Source organism: Achromobacter sp. 1014246743 (assembly GCF_059760725.1).
The window spans coordinates 23,661-43,095 of the sequence record NZ_JCBANA010000005.1; the positions used below are offsets into that span (position 1 = coordinate 23,661).

Sequence of the window (19,435 nt, forward strand, 5' to 3'; positions counted from 1 at the left end):
CACCACTGATTGGATTTACTTATGTTTACGCGTCGCCATTTCGTCAAACAACTGTCTGCACTGGCCGCCACCCGGATAGTCGCCGCCTCGGGAGCCGGCCTGTTGGCCACGCGCGCCCAAGCCGGTGCCGGGGTGCATTGGCGCATGCCCGACGAAGGCGACAAGCAGGTGCGGGCGTTCATTGCGTTCGGCGCGCAGCCGGCCATCTGGAAGGACTTCACCCCCGCCGTGCAGGCCGCGCTGGGCCGCATCACCCGCGCCATCGCCGCCTACCAGCCGGTCACCGTGTTCTGCCGCGCCCATGAAATGGCGCTGGCCCGCCGCCATTGCGGCACCGACAACACCACCTTCCTCGCGGCCGAGCTGGACGACATCTGGATGCGCGACATCGGCGCCAACTTCCTGGTGGACGGGCAGGGCGGCCTGACCGGCATGGATTTCAACTTCAACGGCTGGGGCGAAAAGCAGGACCACGACGCCGACGCGCTGGTGGCCGCGCGCATGGCCAAGGAAGCGCGGGCCCGCCACGTGCGCAGCGAACTGGTGGGCGAGGGCGGCGGCATCGAAGTCGACGGCCGCGGCACCGGCATCATGACCGAAAGCAGCTGGATCAACCGCAACCGCAACCCGGACTGGTCGCGCGCCGACGTGGAGGCCGAACTGAAGCTATGCCTGGGCCTGCGCAAGATCATCTGGTTGCCGGGCATCAAGGGCCGCGACATCACCGATGCCCACGTGGATTTCTACGCCCGCTTCGTGCGGCCCGGCGTGGTGCTGGCCAACCTGGACATGGACCCGGATTCGTACGACTACGACCTGACGCGCCGGCACCTGGACATTCTGAAAACCGCCACCGATGCCGACGGCAACCGGCTGCAATTGCACACCGTATCGCCGCCGCTGAACCCGCGGCCCAGCGTGTTCCAGGACGACAACCCGGACTTCGCCGCCGGCTACATCAACTACTTCGTCATCAACGGCGCGGTGATTGCCCCGGAATTCGGCGACCGCGAGGCCGACGCCAAGGCGCGCGAGGTGTTGCAGGCGCTGTATCCGGACCGCACCGTGGTGCAGCTGGACATCGATGCGATCGCCTCGGGCGGCGGCGGGATTCACTGCGTCACGCACCAGCAGCCGGCGGTGTAGCGGCGCCATGCACGGCGCCGAGGGACGACGCCGTGGCGTGATTCGTGCGCGGTGACGCGGCCCGATCCGCCGTCGTCAGCGACCGCCCAGGAACAGGTTGTCGCAATAACCGCCCAGCAGGTCGTAGCTGAGGATGCGCTTGTTGGCATCGGTGGTGAACGACATGTAGCAGGACTCGCCTTCCTCGGTGTAGTAGCCGGTGGGCGCGGTGTTCTGCTGGTAGATCGGAATGGCGCCCTGGCCGCCGCCAGCCGGCAGCACCGTGACCAGCGTGCTACCGGCCGAGGCGGTCCCGGTCTGCACGAAGCGGCGGTGCTGGGTGGACCCGAAGCGGCTCCACGTGTGCACGTAGCGCGGGTTCTGAGGGGTGCCGATATTGGGGTAGGCGGCCGAGCCGCCTTGCGCGTCTTCGGGACCGAACTGGGCAGTGACCGACTCCAGGTTCTGGCCGATCATGCTGCGGGCGTAGCGATCCAGCTGGTTGGCGGGCGGGTGGTAGACGCAACCGCCCAGCAAGGCCAGGCCCAGGGCGGCGGAACCGAGGGAGATGGGGTGCAAAGCGGGGCGGGAAACCGAGCGGAAAGCCGAGACTGAAGTGGGGCGGGGGAGGTGGCGGAACATTGTGGCGCTTCTTTGAGGCTAGTCCGAAAGGCCGCATTCTATTCCCGGCCAAAATGACGGCGGTTTCTTCGGCGTAAAAGATGTAACACCCCACGGCGGCCATGGTCTAATACGCCTTTGCCGAGCCCTTGAACCCTGACACGGTTCCCTTGCCTCATGTTGCGCCTGACCGAAATCATCCTGCCCCTGTCGACCTCGCAAGACGACATCGACGACACCCTGCGTACCGCCGCCTGTGCCCGCCTGGGCATCGCCCCCGAGGCCCTGCGGTCGCTCACCATCTTTCGCCGCAGCTACGACGCGCGCAAGCGCAGCGCGATCACGCTGACGTATTCCATCGACATCGACGTGGCCGACGAGGCCGCCGTGCTCAAACGCATGGCCGGCGTGCGTACCGTGATGCCGACGCCGCCGCTGGAATACCAATACGTGGGCCACGCCCCGGCGGACCTGCCGCAAGGCAGCCGGCCGGTGGTCATCGGCTTTGGCCCCTGCGGCCTGTTCGTGGCGCTGATCCTGGCGCAGATGGGCTTCAAGCCGCTGATCCTGGAACGCGGCCGCGTGGTGCGCGAGCGCACCAAGGACACCTGGGGCCTGTGGCGCAAGCATGAACTGCAGCCCGAATCGAACGTGCAGTTCGGCGAGGGCGGGGCGGGCACGTTTTCCGACGGCAAGCTGTCGACCCAGGTCAAGGACCCGAAGCACTACGGCCGCAAGGTGTTGCAGGAATTCGTGGCGGCCGACGCGCCGCCCGAAATCCTGTACGTCAGCAAGCCGCACATCGGCACCTTCCGCCTGGTCAAGATGATCGAGCAGATGCGCGCCCAGATCGAATCGCTGGGCGGCGAGTTCCGCTTTGAAAGCCGCGTCGACGACATCGAGATCGAGGACGGCCAGGTGCGCGGCGTGCGCCTGGCCGATGGCGAGTTCATCGCGGCCCGCCATGTGGTGCTGGCCGTGGGCCACAGTGCCCGCGACACCTTCCGCATGCTGCATGCGCGCGGCGTGTTCATCGAGCCCAAGCCGTTTTCGCTGGGGTTCCGCATCGAGCATCCGCAGTCGCTCATCGACCGCGCGCGCTTCGGCCCCAGCGCTGGCCACCCGGTGCTGGGCGCGGCCGACTACAAGCTGGTGCACCACGCGGCCAACGGCCGGTCGGTGTACAGCTTCTGCATGTGCCCGGGCGGCACCGTGGTGGCGGCGGCATCCGAACCCGGCGGCGTGGTCACCAACGGCATGAGCCAGTATTCGCGCAACGAACGCAACGCCAACGCCGGCATCGTGGTGGGCATCCAGCCCAAGGACTATCCCGGCATCGATGCGTCGCCCCTGGCCGGCATCGACTTCCAGCGCCACTGGGAAGCCCGTGCCTATGAACTGGGCGGCCGCGACTACTGCGCCCCGGCGCAACTGGTGGGCGACTTCCTGGACGGCCGCCCGTCGACCGCGCTGGGCAGCGTGACGCCGTCGTACAAACCCGGCATCAAGCTGACCGACCTGTCGACCAGCCTGCCGGACTACGCCATTGCCGCCATCCGCGAAGCCTTGCCCGCGTTCGAACGCCAGATCAAGGGCTTCGCCATGCGCGACGCCGTGCTGACCGGCGTGGAAACGCGCACCTCGTCGCCGCTGCGCATCACGCGCCGCGACGACTTCCAGAGCATGAACACCAATGGCCTGTTCCCGGCCGGTGAAGGCGCCGGCTACGCGGGCGGCATCATGTCGGCCGCCATCGACGGCATGAAGGTCGCCGAGGCCGTGGCCTTGCACATCCTGGGCACCGGGCCGATCACCGGCGGCAATCGCCGCGGCGAAAGCGACGACTACTGATCGGGCAGGCGGGCGCAAGCCTGCGGGTGAGGACGGCGCGGCAATCTTGCCGGGCCGCTCGTGCGGTCCGAGATAATCGTCCGGCGGCTGGCGCCGATTATCTCGGGCGCTACGCAATAATCGACTCCCAAACGATTTTCCAGTTTGTCGTTGCCATTTCTCGCCGCGAACGGAATGCGAGGATTCGTGCGATATTCGCAATATTTGCGTAACAATAATATTCAGGCCCAAGCCTGTTTTTCGATGCGTTCCCTATGAAAATTCGGGTATTCCCGACAATGTCCTGCGTTGCGAGCGCTAACAAAAGTCAGCCTCGCCATTTGCCGTTCAGATAATGTGGGCAGCCATTTCGGCATTAATGCGACGCAACCCAGACCCGCCAGACGCAGTCCTGTTTCAGCTTCAAAGCGATAAGCCATTCGTGATACCCAAAAGCGCTCGGCCAGAGCGCACCGTTTCGTTTCCACGGAAGTACGGAGGGGCACGTGAAGCAACAACTGAAAGTCGGTTTAACGGTGGTTGGCATACTGCTTGGCGCAAGCGCCCTGGGCGCTTACGTGGCCAGCACCGGCACCCCCTCGAAGCCCGGTGCGCCGACCGTCACGCTCGGTGACGGCAAGCAGGGGCCGGCGGGCATGGCCTGGATTCCGGGCGCCGAATTCCGCATGGGCAACGACCATAAACTGTCGCAGCCCAATGAATTGCCGCCGCATCGCGTGCGGGTCAGCGGCTTCTGGATGGACACCCACGATGTGACGAACGCGGAATTCCGCCGTTTCGTCGACGCCACCGGGTATGTCACGACGGCCGAACAGAAACCCCGCTGGGAAGACCTGAAGGTCCAGCTGCCGCCGGGCACCCCGCGCCCCGACGACCGGCTGCTCGTGCCTGGCGCCATGGTTTTCGTCGGTACGGCGTCCGAGGTCTCGCTGCGCGACTACAGCCGCTGGTGGCGCTTCATTCCGGGCGCCAGCTGGCGCCATCCGCAAGGCCCGGGCAGTTCCATCGACGGCAAGGACGACCACCCGGTCGTGCAGGTGTCGTACGAAGACGCGCAGGCCTACGCCAAATGGGCCGGCAAGCGCCTGCCGACCGAGGCGGAATGGGAATTCGCCGCGCGCGGCGGGCTGGAACAGGCCACCTATGCCTGGGGCAATGAACTGAGCCCGCAAGGCAAGCCCATGGCCAATATCTGGGACACGCAACAGCAGCAGCCGTTCCCGGTGGTCAAGGACGAGAAGATCCAGGTGGGCACGACGCCCGTCGGCAGTTTTCCGCCCAACGCGTATGGCCTGTACGACATGGCCGGCAATGTGTGGCAATGGACCGCCGACTGGTATCGCGCGGATGCGTTCCGCATCCAGGCGCAATACCGTCAGCCGCCGCAGGACCCCGCCGGCCCGGCCGACAGCTTTGATCCCGACGACGCCAACGTCCCCGTGTCGGCCCCCAAACGGGTGACGCGCGGCGGTTCGTTCCTGTGCAGCGACACGTACTGCATCAGCTACCGGGCCAGCGCCCGGCGCGGCACGGATCCGTTGAACGGCATGTCGCACCTGGGCTTTCGCACGGTGATGACGCCCGACCAATGGAAGCAGGCCCAGACCCGTCCAGGGCACGTGGCCAGCCGTTGATGCCTCGCCCGCAGCCCGGGCGACCCGTACAGGTGTGCGTTTGACGAAGGGATACCCATGGCGTTGCGCAATGGCATTCTGGCGTTGGAAGCGGCAATTTCCCGAGACGTGCTGGGCCAGGCGCAGGTGGTGCGCCACCTGCTGATCGCCTTGGTGGCCGACGGGCACGTGCTGCTCGAAAGCCTGCCCGGGCTGGCCAAGACCCGCATGGTCAAGGCCATGGCCGCACACCTGGCGGCGGACATGAGCCGCATTCAGTTCACCCCCGACCTGCTGCCGTCGGACATCACCGGCGCCGACGTGCTGCGCCAGGACGCGCAGGGGCGCAACCAGATTGCGTTCGAGCCTGGCCCGCTGTTCGGCAACCTGATCCTGGCCGACGAGATCAATCGCGCACCCGCCAAGGTGCAGTCCGCGCTGCTCGAGGCCATGGAAGAACGGCAGATCACCGTGGGCGGCCACACCCGCAAGATGCCCGCGCTGTTCATGGTGCTGGCCACGCAGAACCCGATCGAGCAAGAGGGCACGTATCCGCTGCCCGAAGCGCAGATGGACCGCTTCCTGATGAAGATCCGGCTGGACTATCCCAGCGCCGAGGACGAAATGGCCATGCTGGCATTGCTGCGAAGCATGCCGGAGCAGGGCGGTGACGACGACGCGCCGCTGACCCAGGACGCCCTGCTGGCCTGTCGCCAGGCCGCCGCCGCGGTACACGTGGCGCCGGCCGTGGACCGCTACACCGTGGATCTGGTCAACGCCACGCGGCGGCCGGGCGACTACGACGCCGACCTGGCGCGCTGGATACAGGTGGGGGCCAGCCCGCGCGGCGCGATTGCGCTGGATCGGGCCGCCCGGGCCCATGCCTGGCTGGCGGACGCGGACTTCAGTACGCCGGACGATGTGCGCGCCGTGGCCCATGCGGTGTTGCGGCATCGCCTGCACCTGTCCTATGACGCCGTGGCCGATGGCGTCACCGCCGAACAGGTCATCGACCGGATGCTGGACGTCGTGGCCGTCCCGGCCTAGGAAGCGCCATGAGCCCCGCGCCGCATCCCGTCCATCCGCCGCTGGCCGAACTGATCGCCCTGGAAGCGGCGGCGGTCGGCCTGTCGTTCACCGCCCGGCAGCCCTTGAGCAGCGTGTTGGCCGGGCCGCACGGATCGCGCCTGCGCGGCCGGGGGCTGGATTTCGCGGAACTGCGCCGCTATGTGGCGGGCGACGACCTGCGGCGCCTGGATTTGCGCGCGTCCTTGCGCTATGGCAAGCCGCTGGTGCGCGCCTATACCGAAGAACGGGACCGGCCGGCCCTGATCGTCGTGGACCAGCGCATGAGCATGTACTTCGGCTCCGTGCGCGCCTTCAAGTGCGCCGTCGCGGCCCGGCTGGCGGCGCTGGCCGCCTGGATCGCCTATCGGGGCGGGGACCGCGTCGGCGGACTGGTGTTCGACGACCGTGGCATCAGGGCTTTCAAGCCGCTGCGCAGCCGCGACCGGGTACGGGCGCTGCTGGCCGAGGTGGCGCGCGCCAACGCGGCGTTGTCGGCCGACGGCCCCGACGTGCCCGCCGCGCAGGGCTTGAATGCCGCGCTGCGCGGTGCGCTGGCCACCGCGCCGCATGATTGCCTGGTCTGCGTCATCAGCGACTTCGCGGGCGCCGACGAGGCCACGCTGCGCGCGCTGCGCCTGTTGGCGGCCCACAATGACGTGCTGGCGATGCTGGTGTTCGATCCCATGGCGCAGCAGCTGCCCAGCGCCGGCCGCATGGTGGTCACGCAGGGGGAAGTGCAGCTGGAAATTGCCGTGGGCCGCCGGCGGGAAAGGCAGCCGCTGGCCGACTTCTTCAGTGGCCGCCTGCGGCAGGTGGCGCAACTGCTGCGCCGCAGCCGCGTGCCGCTGCTGTCCATCGACACGGCGGACGATGAAAGCCTGCAATTGCGCCGCGAACTCGGCAGGCAGGCCGTGACGCCGACCACCGGAGCGCACGCATGAGCGACGCATTGCCCGGCCTGGATCAGTTGCGCGAGCTGCCGTTGCCGGCCGCCGTGTCCTATTGGCCGCAAACGTGGGGGTGGGCCGTGGCGGCGCTGCTGCTGTTGGCCGGCAGCGCCTGGGCGGCATGGGTCGGCTGGCGCCGCCATCGTCGCAACCGCTATCGACGCCAAGGCCTGGCGGCATTGAACCAGTTGGCGCGGATTGCGGCCAGCGACCCGTTGGCGGCGCGTGGCCTGCCGGCCTTGCTCAAGCGGACGGCGCTGGCGGCGCAACCTGCCTCGGCGCGCGCCCAGGTGGCGCCGCTGAGCGGCGACGCCTGGCTTGCGTACCTGGAACGCGGCGCGGGGCAGGGCTTTCCAGGCGATGCACCGCAGTTGCTGACCCAACTGGCCTATGCGTCGGACGACGCCGTGCGCCAGCTGGACAGCGCCTCGCTGGCGCAGTTGATCCAGTCCTGTCGCACCTGGATGGTGAATCACCATGTGGCGCCTTGAGTATCCCTGGCTGCTCGCCGCGGCGCCCCTGGCGCTGGCCGCTTATCGCTGGCTGCCGGCGTACGTGCAGCCCCGCAGCGCGCTGCGCGTGCCGTTCTTCGATACCGTCGCCGCGCTCACGGGGCAGACGCCGTCCCGCCCCGGCGTGCGCACCCGGCGCGGCCAGCTCTGGCTCAATGTGGCGGTGTGGCTGCTGCTGGTGCTGGCGCTGGCGCGGCCGCAGTGGGTCGAGCCGCCGCTGACGCATACGCAGGCGGTGCGCGACGTGCTGTTGGCCGTCGATATCTCGCAGTCGATGGACACCGCCGATTTCCGCGACCCGCAGGGACGGGCGCAAAGCCGTTGGCAGGCCGTAAAGGCGGTGGTGGCCGACTTCATCGACAAGCGGGCGAACGACCGGCTGGGGCTGATCGTGTTCGGCACGGGCGCCTATCCGCAAGCGCCCCTGACCGAAGACCACGTTGCGCTGCGCCTGCTGCTGGACCGCACCGAGGTCGGCATGGCCGGGCCCAACACGGCGCTGGGCGATGCCATCGGGCTGGGCATCCGCATGCTGGACGCGGCCAAGGAACGGGACAAGGTGCTGATCCTGCTGACCGACGGCAACGACACGGGCAGCGCCGTGCCGCCCGCGCGCGCCGCCGCCCTGGCCAAGACGCACCACATCACGGTGCACACCATCGGCATCGGCGACCCGGCCGCCACCGGCGAAGACCGGGTGGATTTCAACGTGCTGCAAGGCATTGCCCGGACGACCGGCGGGCAATTCTTCAAGGCACAGGACCTGGCCAGCCTGCAAGCGGTGTACGCCACGCTGGACCGCATCACCCCTCAGGAAGTGAACACGCTGCGGCACCAGCCCAAGCGCGACTATTTCTGGTTGCCGCTCGGCCTGGCGCTGGCCCTGTTGATCGCCTGGCACGGCATTGCCGCGCTGGCGGGCCGACGCCTGCGCGCCGACCGCCACGTACGCAACGAGGAGGCCTCATGGACGTCGACCTGAGCGCCTTTCATTTCCTGCGCCCGTGGTGGCTGCTGGGCCTGCTGGCGACCGCCCTGGCATGGGGGTCCTGCCGAGGCGACCGGGACGCCGCCGGCCGGGGCAGCCGGATCGCGCCCGCGCTCCTGCCGTACCTGCTCGTGCGCACGCCGGGCAGCCGCGGGCCGCGTCCGATCGATGCGCTGGCCGCCATCCTGGCCTTCGGTTCGCTGGCCGCGGCCGGCCCGACGTGGCAGCGCGACCAGCCCGATTTCCTGGACAACGTGGCGCCGCTGATCGTCGCCGTGGCCCTGGGGGCGTCCATGGACGCCCCCGACGTGCCGCCGTCGCGGCTGGAAGCCGCCAAGCACCTGGTGCGCGACCTGGCCGCCCGGCGCGCGGGCGCCAAGACCGGCCTGATCGCCTATGCCGGCAGCAGCCACCTGGTCTTGCCGCCCACCGACGACGCCGCATTGCTGGACCTGTTTGCCCAGGCGCTGGCATCCGACCTGATCGGGCCGCAGGGCAGGGATGCGGCCGGTGCCATCGCGCTGGCGGCGCAAGTGCTGGTCGCCGAACGTGCCGGCGGTACCTTGCTGCTGCTCACCGATGGGGCAGATGCCAGCCAGTTCGACGCCGTGCGCCAGGGCGCGCAGAAAGCGGAGGATCTGCAGGTGCTGGTGATGGCCGTGGGGCAGACCGGCCTGAACCAGGCAGCGCTGCGGGGCCTGGCCAACGCCGCGGGCGCGCCGCTGGGCAGCCTGACGCTCGGGCCGGACGACCTGGACTGGATTACGCTGCACGCCCAACAGCATTTCCAGGCAGTGCAGGATGCCCGGTCGGGCGCCATTCACTGGCGCGACGCGGGCTATTGGCTGTGCTGGCCGCTGGCCTTGCTGGCGTTGCTGGCCGTGCGGCGCGGCTGGAATGTCGGCTGGACGGCCGCCGTTGTGCTGGCCGTCTCGTTGGCCGCGCCCACGGACACGCGCGCCAATCCGCTGGCCGATGCCTTCCTGACCGCGGACCAGCAAGGCCGCCTGGCATTTGATCAAGGCCATTACGACGCGGCCGCGCAACGCTTCCAGGACCCGTATTGGAAGGGCCGGGCGGCGTACCAGGCGGGGGACTACACCGCCGCGCTCGCCGCGTTTTCCAAGCTGGACACCGCCGAAGGCCAGTTCTACGTCGGCAACACGCAGACGCGTCTGCGGCAATACGATGCGGCGTTGGCCGCTTACGACCGGGCATTGGCGCTGGCGCCAGGCTGGGACGCCGCCCTGGTCAACCGCGGCATCGTCGAGCGAATGCTGGCGTCGATGACTCAGGAGGCTCAGGGTGACCAGGCCGAGCGGCCCGACCAGACCATCGCCGACAAGTCTGCCAAGCAGGGCCAGAAGACCGCTGCACCCGTGGCGCAGGCGGCGTCGGAAGAACAATGGCTGAGCAACCTGACGCTGTCGCCGGCCCGGTTCCTGCGCGGCCGGTTCGCGGTGGAAGAGGCCGCAACGCATTCCGCCGCGAATTCGGCCACCAAGGCCCCGACAAACGCAGCAGGGGTGCGCCCGTGACGACCTGGCGCAGACCCTCGCCATGGCGCAACCTGGCGTGCTTGCTGGCGCTGACGCTATCCGGCGTGGCGTTCGCCCAAACCGCGTTCGCGCAACCCCAACCCCAGCCCGCGCCTGCCTTGCGCGTGACCGCCAGCCTGCAAGCGCCGGCCCAGGTGCGCATCGGCACGACGTTGCAGCTGCACCTGGACGTCATGACGCCCACCTGGTTCACGCAGCCGCCGCAGCTGCCCGCGCTGAACCTGCCTGGCATCGCGGTCACGCCGCCGACGGGGCAGGGCGAACTGCGGCGCGACACCATCGATGGCGTGGCCTACAGCGGGCTGCGATACACCTACCTGCTCAGCCCGACGGCGGCCGGCACCGTGCAGGTGCCGGCGCTGGCGGTGACCGCGCAGGTTGGACCGCACAACGACATCGCATCCGGATCGAGCCAGCCCTTGTCATTGCCGGTGGCCGCGCCGGCCGCGACAGACGAGCCGGGCCTGGTATCGGGCAAGCTGACGGTATCGCAGGATTTCTCCCTGGCGCCCGATCCGCTCGTGGTCGGCGGCAGCATCACACGGGCCATCACCCAACGGGCGCCCGGCGTGCAGGCGCTGATGCTGCCTGCCGTCAGCCTGCCGGACGTGCCCGGCTTCAAGCGCTACCCGCGAGAACCCGAGGTGACGCCGCTGGACGACGGCCGGGGCCAATTCGTGGGTGGGCAGCGCATCGACCGCGCCGATTACGTGGCGCAAGCGGCAGGTTCCTTCGGCCTGCCGCCCATCACGGTGCGATGGCGCGATGACGCCACCGGCCTGCCGGCGCAGGCGCAACTGCCCGGGCGCGACGTGTTGGTGGCCGCCGCGCCGAAGGCGACGCCGCCATTTTCGCTGGCCGACGATCTGGCCCGGTTGCGCCACGGCTTGCGTTGGGTGATTCCGGCGGCCTGGGTGCAATGGGGCGCGGCGCTGCTGGCGGCCATTGCCCTGGTGTGGCTGATCTGGCCGCGCTGGCGGCGGCTGGGCAGCCGATTGCGCCAGCGTGCCGAACACGCGCGGGCGGCAAGACGCGCGAGCGAAGCCTGGCATTGGCGCGCCTGGCAGCGCGAGGCCCGCGGCCAGACCGCCTCGTTGAGCGCCTTCTATCGCTGGCTGCGCCTGGCGGCCGGCGCGCACGACGTGCGCTCGGGCGTGGCGCCCTTGGGGGCTGACGCCCGCCGCACGGCGGCAGATGCGTTGCGGGGCGCCTATGCCGAACCGTCCAGGAACGCAGCATGGCGCCACGCGCTGTCCCGCGCGTCGCGGGCCTGGCGGCACACCTGGCGAACGCGGCGCAGGCCGATTGCCCCTTATTCCTTGCCCGACGCGTTGAATCCGCAAACGCCCGGCGAACCGCAACCGCGCCCCGAGGCGCATGGGAGTGCATGATGCAAGCGACCCTTGAACGGCGGGCTCGGCGCTGGGCGGCACGATGGGCCGGCATCGCGGCGATGTTGCTGCTGGCCGCCTGTGCCTCGCCCCAGAAGGCGGTTACGCCCGCGGCGACATTGCCTTCCTGGAACGAGGGGCCATCGCGCACCGCCATCCTCGACTTCGTGCAGGCCGTGACGCAACCGGGCAGCCCGGACTTCGTGGCGACCGACGCGCGCATTGCCGTGTTCGACAACGACGGCACGCTGTGGTCCGAACAGCCCTTGTACTTCCAGGTGCTGTTCGCCCTGGACCGCATCAAGGCCATGGCGCCGCGGCATCCCGAATGGACGACGCGCCAGCCATTCAAGGCGGCCCTCAATGACGACAAGGCCGCCCTGGCCAAGTCGGGCCAGGCGGGCCTGTTCAAGATCATCGGCGCCACCCACACGCAGATGAGCGTGGACGACTTCACCCAAAGCGTCACCCAATGGACGGCCACCGCCCGGCACCCGCGCTTCAACCAGCCCTACACCGCGATGACCTATGCGCCGATGCGTGAATTGCTGGATTACCTGCGCGCGAAGGGTTTCAAGACCTACATCGTGTCCGGCGGCGAAACGGAATTCATGCGCCCCTGGGCCCAGGCCGCCTACGGCATACCGCCCGAACAGGTCATCGGCAGCAGCTTCGTCACCACGTTCGAGCAGCGCGGCGGCCAGCCCGTGCTGTGGCGCCAGGGCAAGCTGGAATTCAACGACGACGGCCCCGGCAAGCCGGTGGCTATCCAGCGCTACATCGGCCGGCGCCCGCTGCTGGCGTTCGGCAATTCCGACGGCGACCTGCAGATGCTGCAGTGGACCGCCGCTGGCCCCGGCAAGCGCTTTGCCGGCATCGTCCACCACACCGATGCCGAGCGTGAATGGGCCTACGACCGCGATTCCGACATCGGCCGGCTGGACCGCGCGCTGGACGAAGCGCGCCGCAGCGGCTGGACGGTCGTGGACATGAAAACGGAATGGCGTCGGGTATACGCGTTCGAAAAGCCTTGAAGGAGCATGACCCGGGAGTACATACGGCCCCTGTGGGCGAGGAGAGCAGTCATGAATGCAAGACGATGGTTGGGAGCGGCGCTGGTGGCCGCCAGCGGGCTTGCGGCAATGGGCGGTGCGTACGCGCAGGCCCAGAGTGCGCAGTCCGGCGCATCAGGGCAGACGTCTGGAAAGAAACCAAACATTCTCGTCATCTTCGGCGATGACGTGGGCCAGGCCAATATCAGTGCCTACACACGCGGCGTGGTCGGCTACCGCACGCCGAACATCGACCGCATCGCCAACGAGGGCGCGATCTTCACCGACTACTACGCCGAGAACAGCTGCACGGCGGGGCGGTCCACCTTCATCACCGGGCAGTCCGCCCGCCGCACCGGCCTGTCCAAGGTCGGCGTACCGGGTGCTCCGGTCGGCTTGCAGGACCGCGACATCACCATTGCCACCGCCTTGAAGGCGCAGGGCTACAACACCGCACAATTCGGCAAGAACCACCTGGGAGACCGCGACGAGTACCTGCCCACCAAGCATGGCTTTGACGTGTTCTTCGGCAATCTGTACCACCTGAATGCCGAGGAAGAACCCGAGCGCCCTTATTTCCCGAAGAACTCGAAAGACCCCGTGGTCCAGGCCTACAAGCCCCGTGGCGTGATCAAGGCGTCGGCCGACGGCAAGGTCGAGGACACCGGCGCACTGACCACCAAGCGCATGGAGACCATCGACGACGAAACCGTCGGCGCCGCGCTGGACTACCTGGACAAGCACGGCAAGGAAGACAAGCCGTTCTTCGTGTGGATGAACACCACCCGTATGCACCTGTTCACCCACATCCGGCCGGAACACCAGGGCAAGAGCGGCATGCCCGGCAACGACTACGCCGACGGCATGTGGGAGCATGACCAGGACGTCGGCAAGCTGTTGAAAAAGCTGGACGACCTGGGCATCGCCAAGGACACCATCGTGATCTACACGACGGACAACGGCCCCAACCAGTTCAGTTGGCCGGACGCCGCCACCACCCCGTTCCGCAGCGAAAAGGACACCAACTGGGAAGGCGCCTTCCGCGTGCCGGCGATGATCCGCTGGCCGGGCCACATCGAACCTGGCACGGTCAAGAACGACATCGTCTCCGGCATGGACTGGTTTCCGACCCTGCTGGCCGCGGCGGGGGACGACGGCGTAAAGGAACGGCTGCTCAAGGGCTGGCGGCCCAACGGCGCCAATCGCGACTACAAGGTGCACCTGGACGGCTACAACCAGCTGGCGTACCTGACCGGCAAGGACCCCAAGAGCGCCCGTGAAGACTTCTACTACTTCAACGACGACGGCTTGCTGGTCGCGATGCGCTACGAGAACTGGAAGGTGGTGTTCTGCGAGCAGAAAGCGCCGGGCGGGTTCGCGGTATGGAAGGAACCGTTCGTGTGTTTGCGGGTGCCCAAGGTGTTCAACCTGCGCATGGACCCCTATGAACGCGCCGATATCGTGTCCGATCAGTACAACGACTGGCTGACCAAGAACGCCTATCTGGCCTTCGTCGGCTCGGCCAAGGCGGGCGAATTCCTGCAGACCTTCATTGAATGGCCGCCCAGCCAGAATCCGCCCAGCTTCAGCACCGACCAGGTGCAGAAGGCGGTGGACAAGCAGATCGACGCGTACTTCGAAGAGCAGGCCAAGAAGCAAGGCAAGTAGGGTGTGACCGGCGGATGCGGCTTGCGGCCGCATCCGCGCATTGCCCCCCCTTTAAGGACAAGGACCCGACGATGACAACATCCGTGCGCCCGATGGCGGCGCTACACAACGTGGGCGAGACGTCGCACGCCGGCACGGCCTTGTGGCCGGCCGTCGCCTTGCTGGCCCTGTCGGGCGTCGCGGCGCTGGTCTTCCAGATTCTGTGGATCAAGCAGCTGTCGCTGATTGTCGGCGTGGAAGTGCATGCCATCGCGGTAGCGGTCGGGGCTTTTTTCCTGGGCCTGGCTGCGGGCAGCTGGGTGCTGGGCCGCCGCGCGGATGCCAGTGCGCGTCCGTTCCGGTTGTACGCGGCCATTGAAGTGACGATCGCCGTGCTGGGCATCGGCGTCACGCTGGCGCTGGGGCAGGGCGCCGCTGCCTTTGCCCAAGGCGAGGCGGTCAGCCCCGCCCTGGCGTGGCTGGCCATTGTCGTGATCGTGGGCATCGCACCGTTTTTCATGGGCGGCACCTTGCCCGTGCTGTTGCGCGCCACGGGTGCCGCGCGCATCGGCCGAGCGGGCGCCACGCTCTATGCCGCCAACACCGGTGGCGCGATCATCGGCGCGCTGTTGCCGGCCTTTTTCCTGATTCCGGCCCTGGGCGTGCGCGGCAGCGCCTGGGCGGCGGCCTGCCTGAATCTGGCGGCGGCCGCGGGAGCCTGGGCGTTGGACCGACGCCATGCCGACGCGGTCCACGAGCCGGCGCCACCCCGCGTGCACGACCCGCGGGAAGCGATGTCTGGCCAGGCCAGGCTGGCGCTGGGCCTGTACGCCGTCGCCGGCGCCGTGGCGATGGGGTACGAGGTGCTCTGGTCGCAAATGGTGGTGCCGTTCATGAGCACCCGCGCCTTCGCGTTTTCGATCGTGCTGGCGGTGTACCTGGCCGGGCTGACACTCGGCGCCGCGCTGTACGTCCGCCGGGAACGCGCGCTGGGCGACCCGTGGCGCGTCTTTGGGTTCCTGGTTGCCGGCGCCGGCCTGCTGGCGCTGGTCGAAACCGCGTTGTTGGGGCGCTGGCTGATCGGTGCCCAGGGGCTGGCCGAAGCGGCCATCCTGGGCTGGACGGGCAGCCCCCTGGCCGGCATGAGCGCCCGCTTTGCGGTGGCCGCAGGCGCCGTGGTGCTGCTACCCACGCTGCTGCTGGGCGCGGCGTTCCCCGCCGTGCTGCGCATTGCCGTGCCGCCGCAGCGCCGCGGGCAGGGCGCAGGCGCGGTGCTGGCCTGCAACACGCTAGGCGGCATTGCCGGCACCGCATTGACCGGGTTTGTCCTGCTGCCCCAGCTGGGCACGGTGCGCAGCCTGGCGCTGCTGACGGTCACCGCCTGCATCGTGGGCGCGGTCGCGATCTGGCAGGCGCGCCCGGCGTCGTCGATGGCCCAGGGCCTGGGCGTCGCCCTGGCCGGCGCGGCCGTGATCCTGGGCGTATCGCTGCCGGTCAACCACCTGGCTCGCCTGCTGCCGGGCGCGCAGGACGCCGATCTGGTGTTCTACGAAGAAAACCATGGCGGCACCGTGGCCGTGGTGGAACAAGGGCAGGGCGAACAGCGCTTTCGCCGCCTTTACATACAGGGCGTCTCCAATTCCGGCGACGCCATGCCGTCGCTGCGCTATATGCGCTTGCAGGCGCTGCTGCCGCTGATCGTGCATGCGGGCGAACCGCGCTCGGCCCTCGTGATCGGCTACGGTACCGGCATCACGGCGGGCGCCTTGTCGCGCTATCCGGGGCTGGAGCATCGCGTCGTGGCGGAATTGCTGCCCGCGGTGCTGCATGCGGCGCCCGTGTTCCAGGGCAGCTATGACGCCGTGCAAGATCCGGGCCTGGAACGGCGTATCAGCGATGGTCGCCGTGAATTGCTGGGCAACGCGCAACGTTACGACCTCATCACGCTCGAACCGCCGCCGCCATCGGCGGCCGGCGTGGTCAACCTGTACTCGCAGGATTTCTATGCGCTGGCGGCCTCGCGCCTGCAACCGCAGGGCATCGTCGCGCAGTGGCTGCCGCTGCCCACGCAGAACCTGGACGACACCCGCGCGCTGGTGGCCAGTTTCATCAACGTGTTCCCGCATGCGTCTTTGTGGACGACCGAACTGCATGAAATGCTGCTGGTAGGGTCGATGGATCCGCTGCCCCTGGATGCGGCGCGTATCGCCAGCCGTTTTGCCGCGCCGCCCGTGGCCGCGGCGCTTGCCGAGGTGGGCGTGGCCTCGCCCGCGGCCCTGTTGGCCACCTGGGTCACCGACCGTGACGGCTTGGCCCGCTTCGCCGGCGCGACGCCCGCCGTGACCGACGACAGGCCGGCCATCGAATACGCAAGCTGGGTGCGTCCGCGCGAGATTTCACGCACGCTGCCGGCGCTGCTGGCGCTGCGGGGTCCGGCCCCGCTGGCGGGTGCAGACCCCGCCCTGGCGCAGGGCATCGAGCGCGAGCGCGACACGCTGGACCTGTTCTACCAAAGCGCCCTGGCTGCCTACGACGGCAACCGCGAGGCCTGGGCGCGCACTGCAGGCCGGCTGGCGGCCGCCAGCCGCGACAACTCCTATCTGCGCTGGTTCATGGGCGGGGCGGCCCGGTAAGGCAATCACGGACGGTGAGGGCAGGGGACCCGATGGCCACACGACGCAAAACAAGCTTGCTGACCGTCCTGATCGCGCTGGCCGTCGCCAGCGTGGTCATCGGGTTTTCCAACGCGCTCTTTGCCGGCTACCAGGTGCAGAAGGCGCAGGTCATCAAGAATGCGCTGGATTCGAACCGGGCCTACGCCGAAAAGCTGGCCGAGGTCATTGACCTGTACGTGGACGCGCTGCACCGGCAGCTTCAGGCCGGCGTGCCGAGGCTGGCGGCCACTGCGGCGGCGCCGTCCGCGGTCGACCTGTCGCAGTTGGCCGGGTCCGCCCAAGGCGTTTCCGCCGTGTTGCTGGCGGACGCCGCCGGCGCCATCACGGCCCGGTCCGAGCCGACCCCCAAGCCCCTGGCCGGCGTCGACACCCTGGCCGCGCTAGGCGTGAGCCAACTGCGGGCAGGGGATTGGGTGATGCCTTGCTGCTTGGCGGACACCGGGTTCGGCGCGCTGACCTTGGTGGAGCCGATCATCGGGCCCGCCGGCACCCCGAAAGGATTCTTGGCGGCGGTGGTGATCCTGGACCGCGGCAGCCGATTGGACGGATTGATCGGCCGCCATGCGTATGCCGACGGCACGTCGGTGTACCTGGTCAACGTCGCGGGCCAGGTGTTGTATCACCATGGCGACAGCGGCCCCGACACCCGCCTGATCGCTTCGCTGCGGGCGCGGTTGGCGCCCAACGCACCGTCGGGCGCCGTCGACGTTCAGACGGCGTCGGACGGCCGGATGCTGGTGGGCTATGCGGCCATGACCCGCGGCAAATGGGCCGTGGTGGTGCAACGGCCGCTCGACCTGGCGCTGTCTCCCGTCAAGACCCTGCTCGGCGAATCCCTGCGGTTCGCCATTCCTGCCGTGGCGCTGACCCTGCTGCTGGTGTGCGTCCTGGCCTACGCCATTGCCCGACCGCTGTCCCGCCTGGCGCGCGCCCTGGACAGCGCGGGCGCCGTGGGCGAAGACGGCGCCCGCGCCTTGTCCATGAAGACCTGGTACTTCGAGGCCGACCGCCTGCGCCAGGCCTTGGCGGCCACCGTTGCCCAGCATCGGCACGAGGTCGGCCGGCTGAACACCCAATCGATGACCGACCCCATGACCGGGCTCTTGAACCGCCGCGCCATGCGCGAGCGGATCGACGCGCTGGTCGCGGCCGGCGAGCCCTTTGCAGTCATCGCGCTGGACCTGGACCATTTCAAGCAGATCAACGACACCCACGGGCATCCGGCCGGCGACCAGGTGCTGATCGCAGTGGCCAAGGCCTTGGCAGACAGCGTGCGGCAGCCGGACAGCCCGTTCCGGGTGGGCGGCGAGGAATTCGTGGCGCTCGTTCCCGTGGCGTCGGCGCAGGCGGCGCGGCAGGCGGCCGAGCGCCTGCGCAGGAACGTGGCGGGCAGGGCGATGCCAGAGGGTGTCGGCCCGGTCACCGTGTCGGTCGGCGTGGCGCTGTGGCCGCAGCAGGGCGCATCGCCCCAGGCCATCATCCAGCGCGCCGACCAGGCGCTGTATCAATCCAAGCGGGCCGGGCGTGACCGGGTCACGCTATGGCAGGCAGACGCATCCCTCAACATCGACCCCGCGTAGGAGTGGCATCTTGAACTATTCCCTTGTGCTCGCGGCCGGCGCCGTCGTCTTTTTCTTTCTGCTGCTCGCCGCCATCCGCCTGGGGCAGGCCCTGGGCCGCCACGGCGATCCGGATGACCACGGCAAGGCGGGATCCGCCGCCATCGAGGCCTCGGTGTTTGCCTTGCTGGGCCTGTTGATCGCGTTCACCTTTTCCGGCGCCGCGCAGCGCATGGCGGACCGGCGCAACCTGCTGGTGACCGAGGTCAACGCCATCGGCACCGCCTGGTTGCGCATCGACCTGCTCGACACCGTGGACCAGCCCCAGTTGCGCGATCAATTCCGGCGCTACGTCGACGAACGCGTCAACTACTACCGGCATGTGGCCGACCTGGAACGCCGCGAGCAGATTGCCGCCCGGGCGGGCGCGCTGCAACAGGACATCTGGGCCCGTTCCATTGCCGCCACCCGCAACACCGCGCCGCCGTTTGCCGCGTCCTACATTGCCGCCGTGAACGACATGTTCGACGTATCGACCGCCCAGACCGTCGCCCAGAAGGTCCATCCGCCGATCATGACGTATCTGTTCCTGGGTTTCCTGGCCCTGATCTGCGCCTGCCTGATCGGCCTGAATCTGGCGCAGGCCAGGCGCGCCACCTTGTTTCACCAGATGATCTATGCACTGGTGATGACCGTTGCGCTGTACATCATCATCGACTTCGAGTTTCCGCGGATCGGCGCCATCCGCATCGACCAGAGCGATGCCTTGCTGCTGGCTCAGCGCCAGGCGATGGGCGGCGCCATGCCCGCCACGCCGTGACTCCGCC

At 68.7% G+C, this 19,435-nt stretch carries 15 protein-coding genes; 14 read left to right on the plus strand and 1 reads right to left on the minus strand.

Going from position 1 to position 19,435, the window contains the following annotated elements; genetic code table 11:
- The first annotated feature begins 21 nt into the window (after nt 1–21).
- The gene (locus tag AC6LJ2_RS03480) at nt 22–1,146 is read left to right on the plus strand and encodes an agmatine deiminase family protein (protein WP_498150781.1); all 1,125 of its coding nucleotides are present in this window, start codon (nt 22–24) and stop codon (nt 1,144–1,146) included.
- 75 nt (nt 1,147–1,221) lie between these two features.
- Here the strand turns inward: AC6LJ2_RS03480 and AC6LJ2_RS03485 are convergent, their stop codons facing one another.
- Nucleotides 1,222–1,704 (minus strand): hypothetical protein, encoded by a 483-nt coding sequence (locus tag AC6LJ2_RS03485; protein WP_498150782.1) that lies wholly within the window; start codon nt 1,702–1,704, stop codon nt 1,222–1,224.
- Nucleotides 1,705–1,923: 219 nt separating this feature from the next.
- On the opposite strand from AC6LJ2_RS03485, the gene AC6LJ2_RS03490 reads away from it, so the two are divergent.
- The 13 genes from AC6LJ2_RS03490 (at nt 1,924) to AC6LJ2_RS03550 (ending at nt 19,428) form a co-directional block, all read left to right on the plus strand.
- Nucleotides 1,924–3,597 carry an NAD(P)/FAD-dependent oxidoreductase gene (locus tag AC6LJ2_RS03490; protein WP_498150783.1) on the plus strand — a complete coding sequence of 558 codons (1,674 nt, stop codon included), beginning with the start codon at nt 1,924–1,926 and terminating at the stop codon, nt 3,595–3,597.
- A gap of 485 nt (nt 3,598–4,082) precedes the next feature.
- Nucleotides 4,083–5,231, plus strand: coding sequence for a formylglycine-generating enzyme family protein (locus tag AC6LJ2_RS03495; protein WP_498150784.1), 1,149 nt, complete (start codon nt 4,083–4,085; stop codon nt 5,229–5,231).
- A 57-nt stretch (nt 5,232–5,288) separates the two neighbouring features.
- Nucleotides 5,289–6,257 carry an AAA family ATPase gene (locus AC6LJ2_RS03500; protein WP_498150785.1) on the plus strand — a complete coding sequence of 323 codons (969 nt, stop codon included), beginning with the start codon at nt 5,289–5,291 and terminating at the stop codon, nt 6,255–6,257.
- An 8-nt stretch (nt 6,258–6,265) separates the two neighbouring features.
- The gene (locus AC6LJ2_RS03505; RefSeq protein ID WP_498150786.1) at nt 6,266–7,219 is read left to right on the plus strand and encodes a DUF58 domain-containing protein; all 954 of its coding nucleotides are present in this window, start codon (nt 6,266–6,268) and stop codon (nt 7,217–7,219) included.
- Nucleotides 7,216–7,716, plus strand: a complete 501-nt coding sequence (locus AC6LJ2_RS03510; RefSeq protein WP_498150787.1) for a DUF4381 domain-containing protein — start codon at nt 7,216–7,218, stop codon at nt 7,714–7,716. Before AC6LJ2_RS03505 ends, AC6LJ2_RS03510 begins: the two co-directional genes overlap by 4 nt.
- Nucleotides 7,703–8,719 (plus strand): vWA domain-containing protein, encoded by a 1,017-nt coding sequence (locus AC6LJ2_RS03515; RefSeq protein WP_498150788.1) that lies wholly within the window; start codon nt 7,703–7,705, stop codon nt 8,717–8,719. The genes AC6LJ2_RS03510 and AC6LJ2_RS03515 overlap by 14 nt, the downstream gene beginning before the upstream one ends.
- Complete coding sequence (locus AC6LJ2_RS03520; RefSeq protein WP_498150789.1) at nt 8,704–10,263, plus strand: VWA domain-containing protein; 1,560 nt, start codon at nt 8,704–8,706, stop codon at nt 10,261–10,263. The genes AC6LJ2_RS03515 and AC6LJ2_RS03520 overlap by 16 nt, the downstream gene beginning before the upstream one ends.
- Nucleotides 10,260–11,675: a BatD family protein gene (locus AC6LJ2_RS03525; RefSeq protein WP_498150790.1), complete on the plus strand. Its 1,416-nt coding sequence runs from the start codon at nt 10,260–10,262 to the stop codon at nt 11,673–11,675. The genes AC6LJ2_RS03520 and AC6LJ2_RS03525 overlap by 4 nt, the downstream gene beginning before the upstream one ends.
- Nucleotides 11,675–12,709 carry an HAD family hydrolase gene (locus tag AC6LJ2_RS03530; RefSeq protein WP_498150847.1) on the plus strand — a complete coding sequence of 345 codons (1,035 nt, stop codon included), beginning with the start codon at nt 11,675–11,677 and terminating at the stop codon, nt 12,707–12,709. The genes AC6LJ2_RS03525 and AC6LJ2_RS03530 overlap by 1 nt, the downstream gene beginning before the upstream one ends.
- Nucleotides 12,710–12,760: 51 nt before the next feature.
- The gene (locus AC6LJ2_RS03535) at nt 12,761–14,395 is read left to right on the plus strand and encodes an arylsulfatase (RefSeq protein WP_498150791.1); all 1,635 of its coding nucleotides are present in this window, start codon (nt 12,761–12,763) and stop codon (nt 14,393–14,395) included.
- A 92-nt stretch (nt 14,396–14,487) separates the two neighbouring features.
- Entirely contained in the window at nt 14,488–17,007 is a 2,520-nt protein-coding gene (locus AC6LJ2_RS03540; RefSeq protein WP_498150848.1) for a spermidine synthase, read from the plus strand.
- 56 nt (nt 17,008–17,063) lie between these two features.
- Nucleotides 17,064–18,629, plus strand: a complete 1,566-nt coding sequence (locus AC6LJ2_RS03545) for a sensor domain-containing diguanylate cyclase (protein WP_498150792.1) — start codon at nt 17,064–17,066, stop codon at nt 18,627–18,629.
- A 10-nt stretch (nt 18,630–18,639) separates the two neighbouring features.
- Nucleotides 18,640–19,428: a bestrophin-like domain gene (locus AC6LJ2_RS03550; protein WP_498150793.1), complete on the plus strand. Its 789-nt coding sequence runs from the start codon at nt 18,640–18,642 to the stop codon at nt 19,426–19,428.
- Nucleotides 19,429–19,435 lie beyond the last annotated feature (7 nt).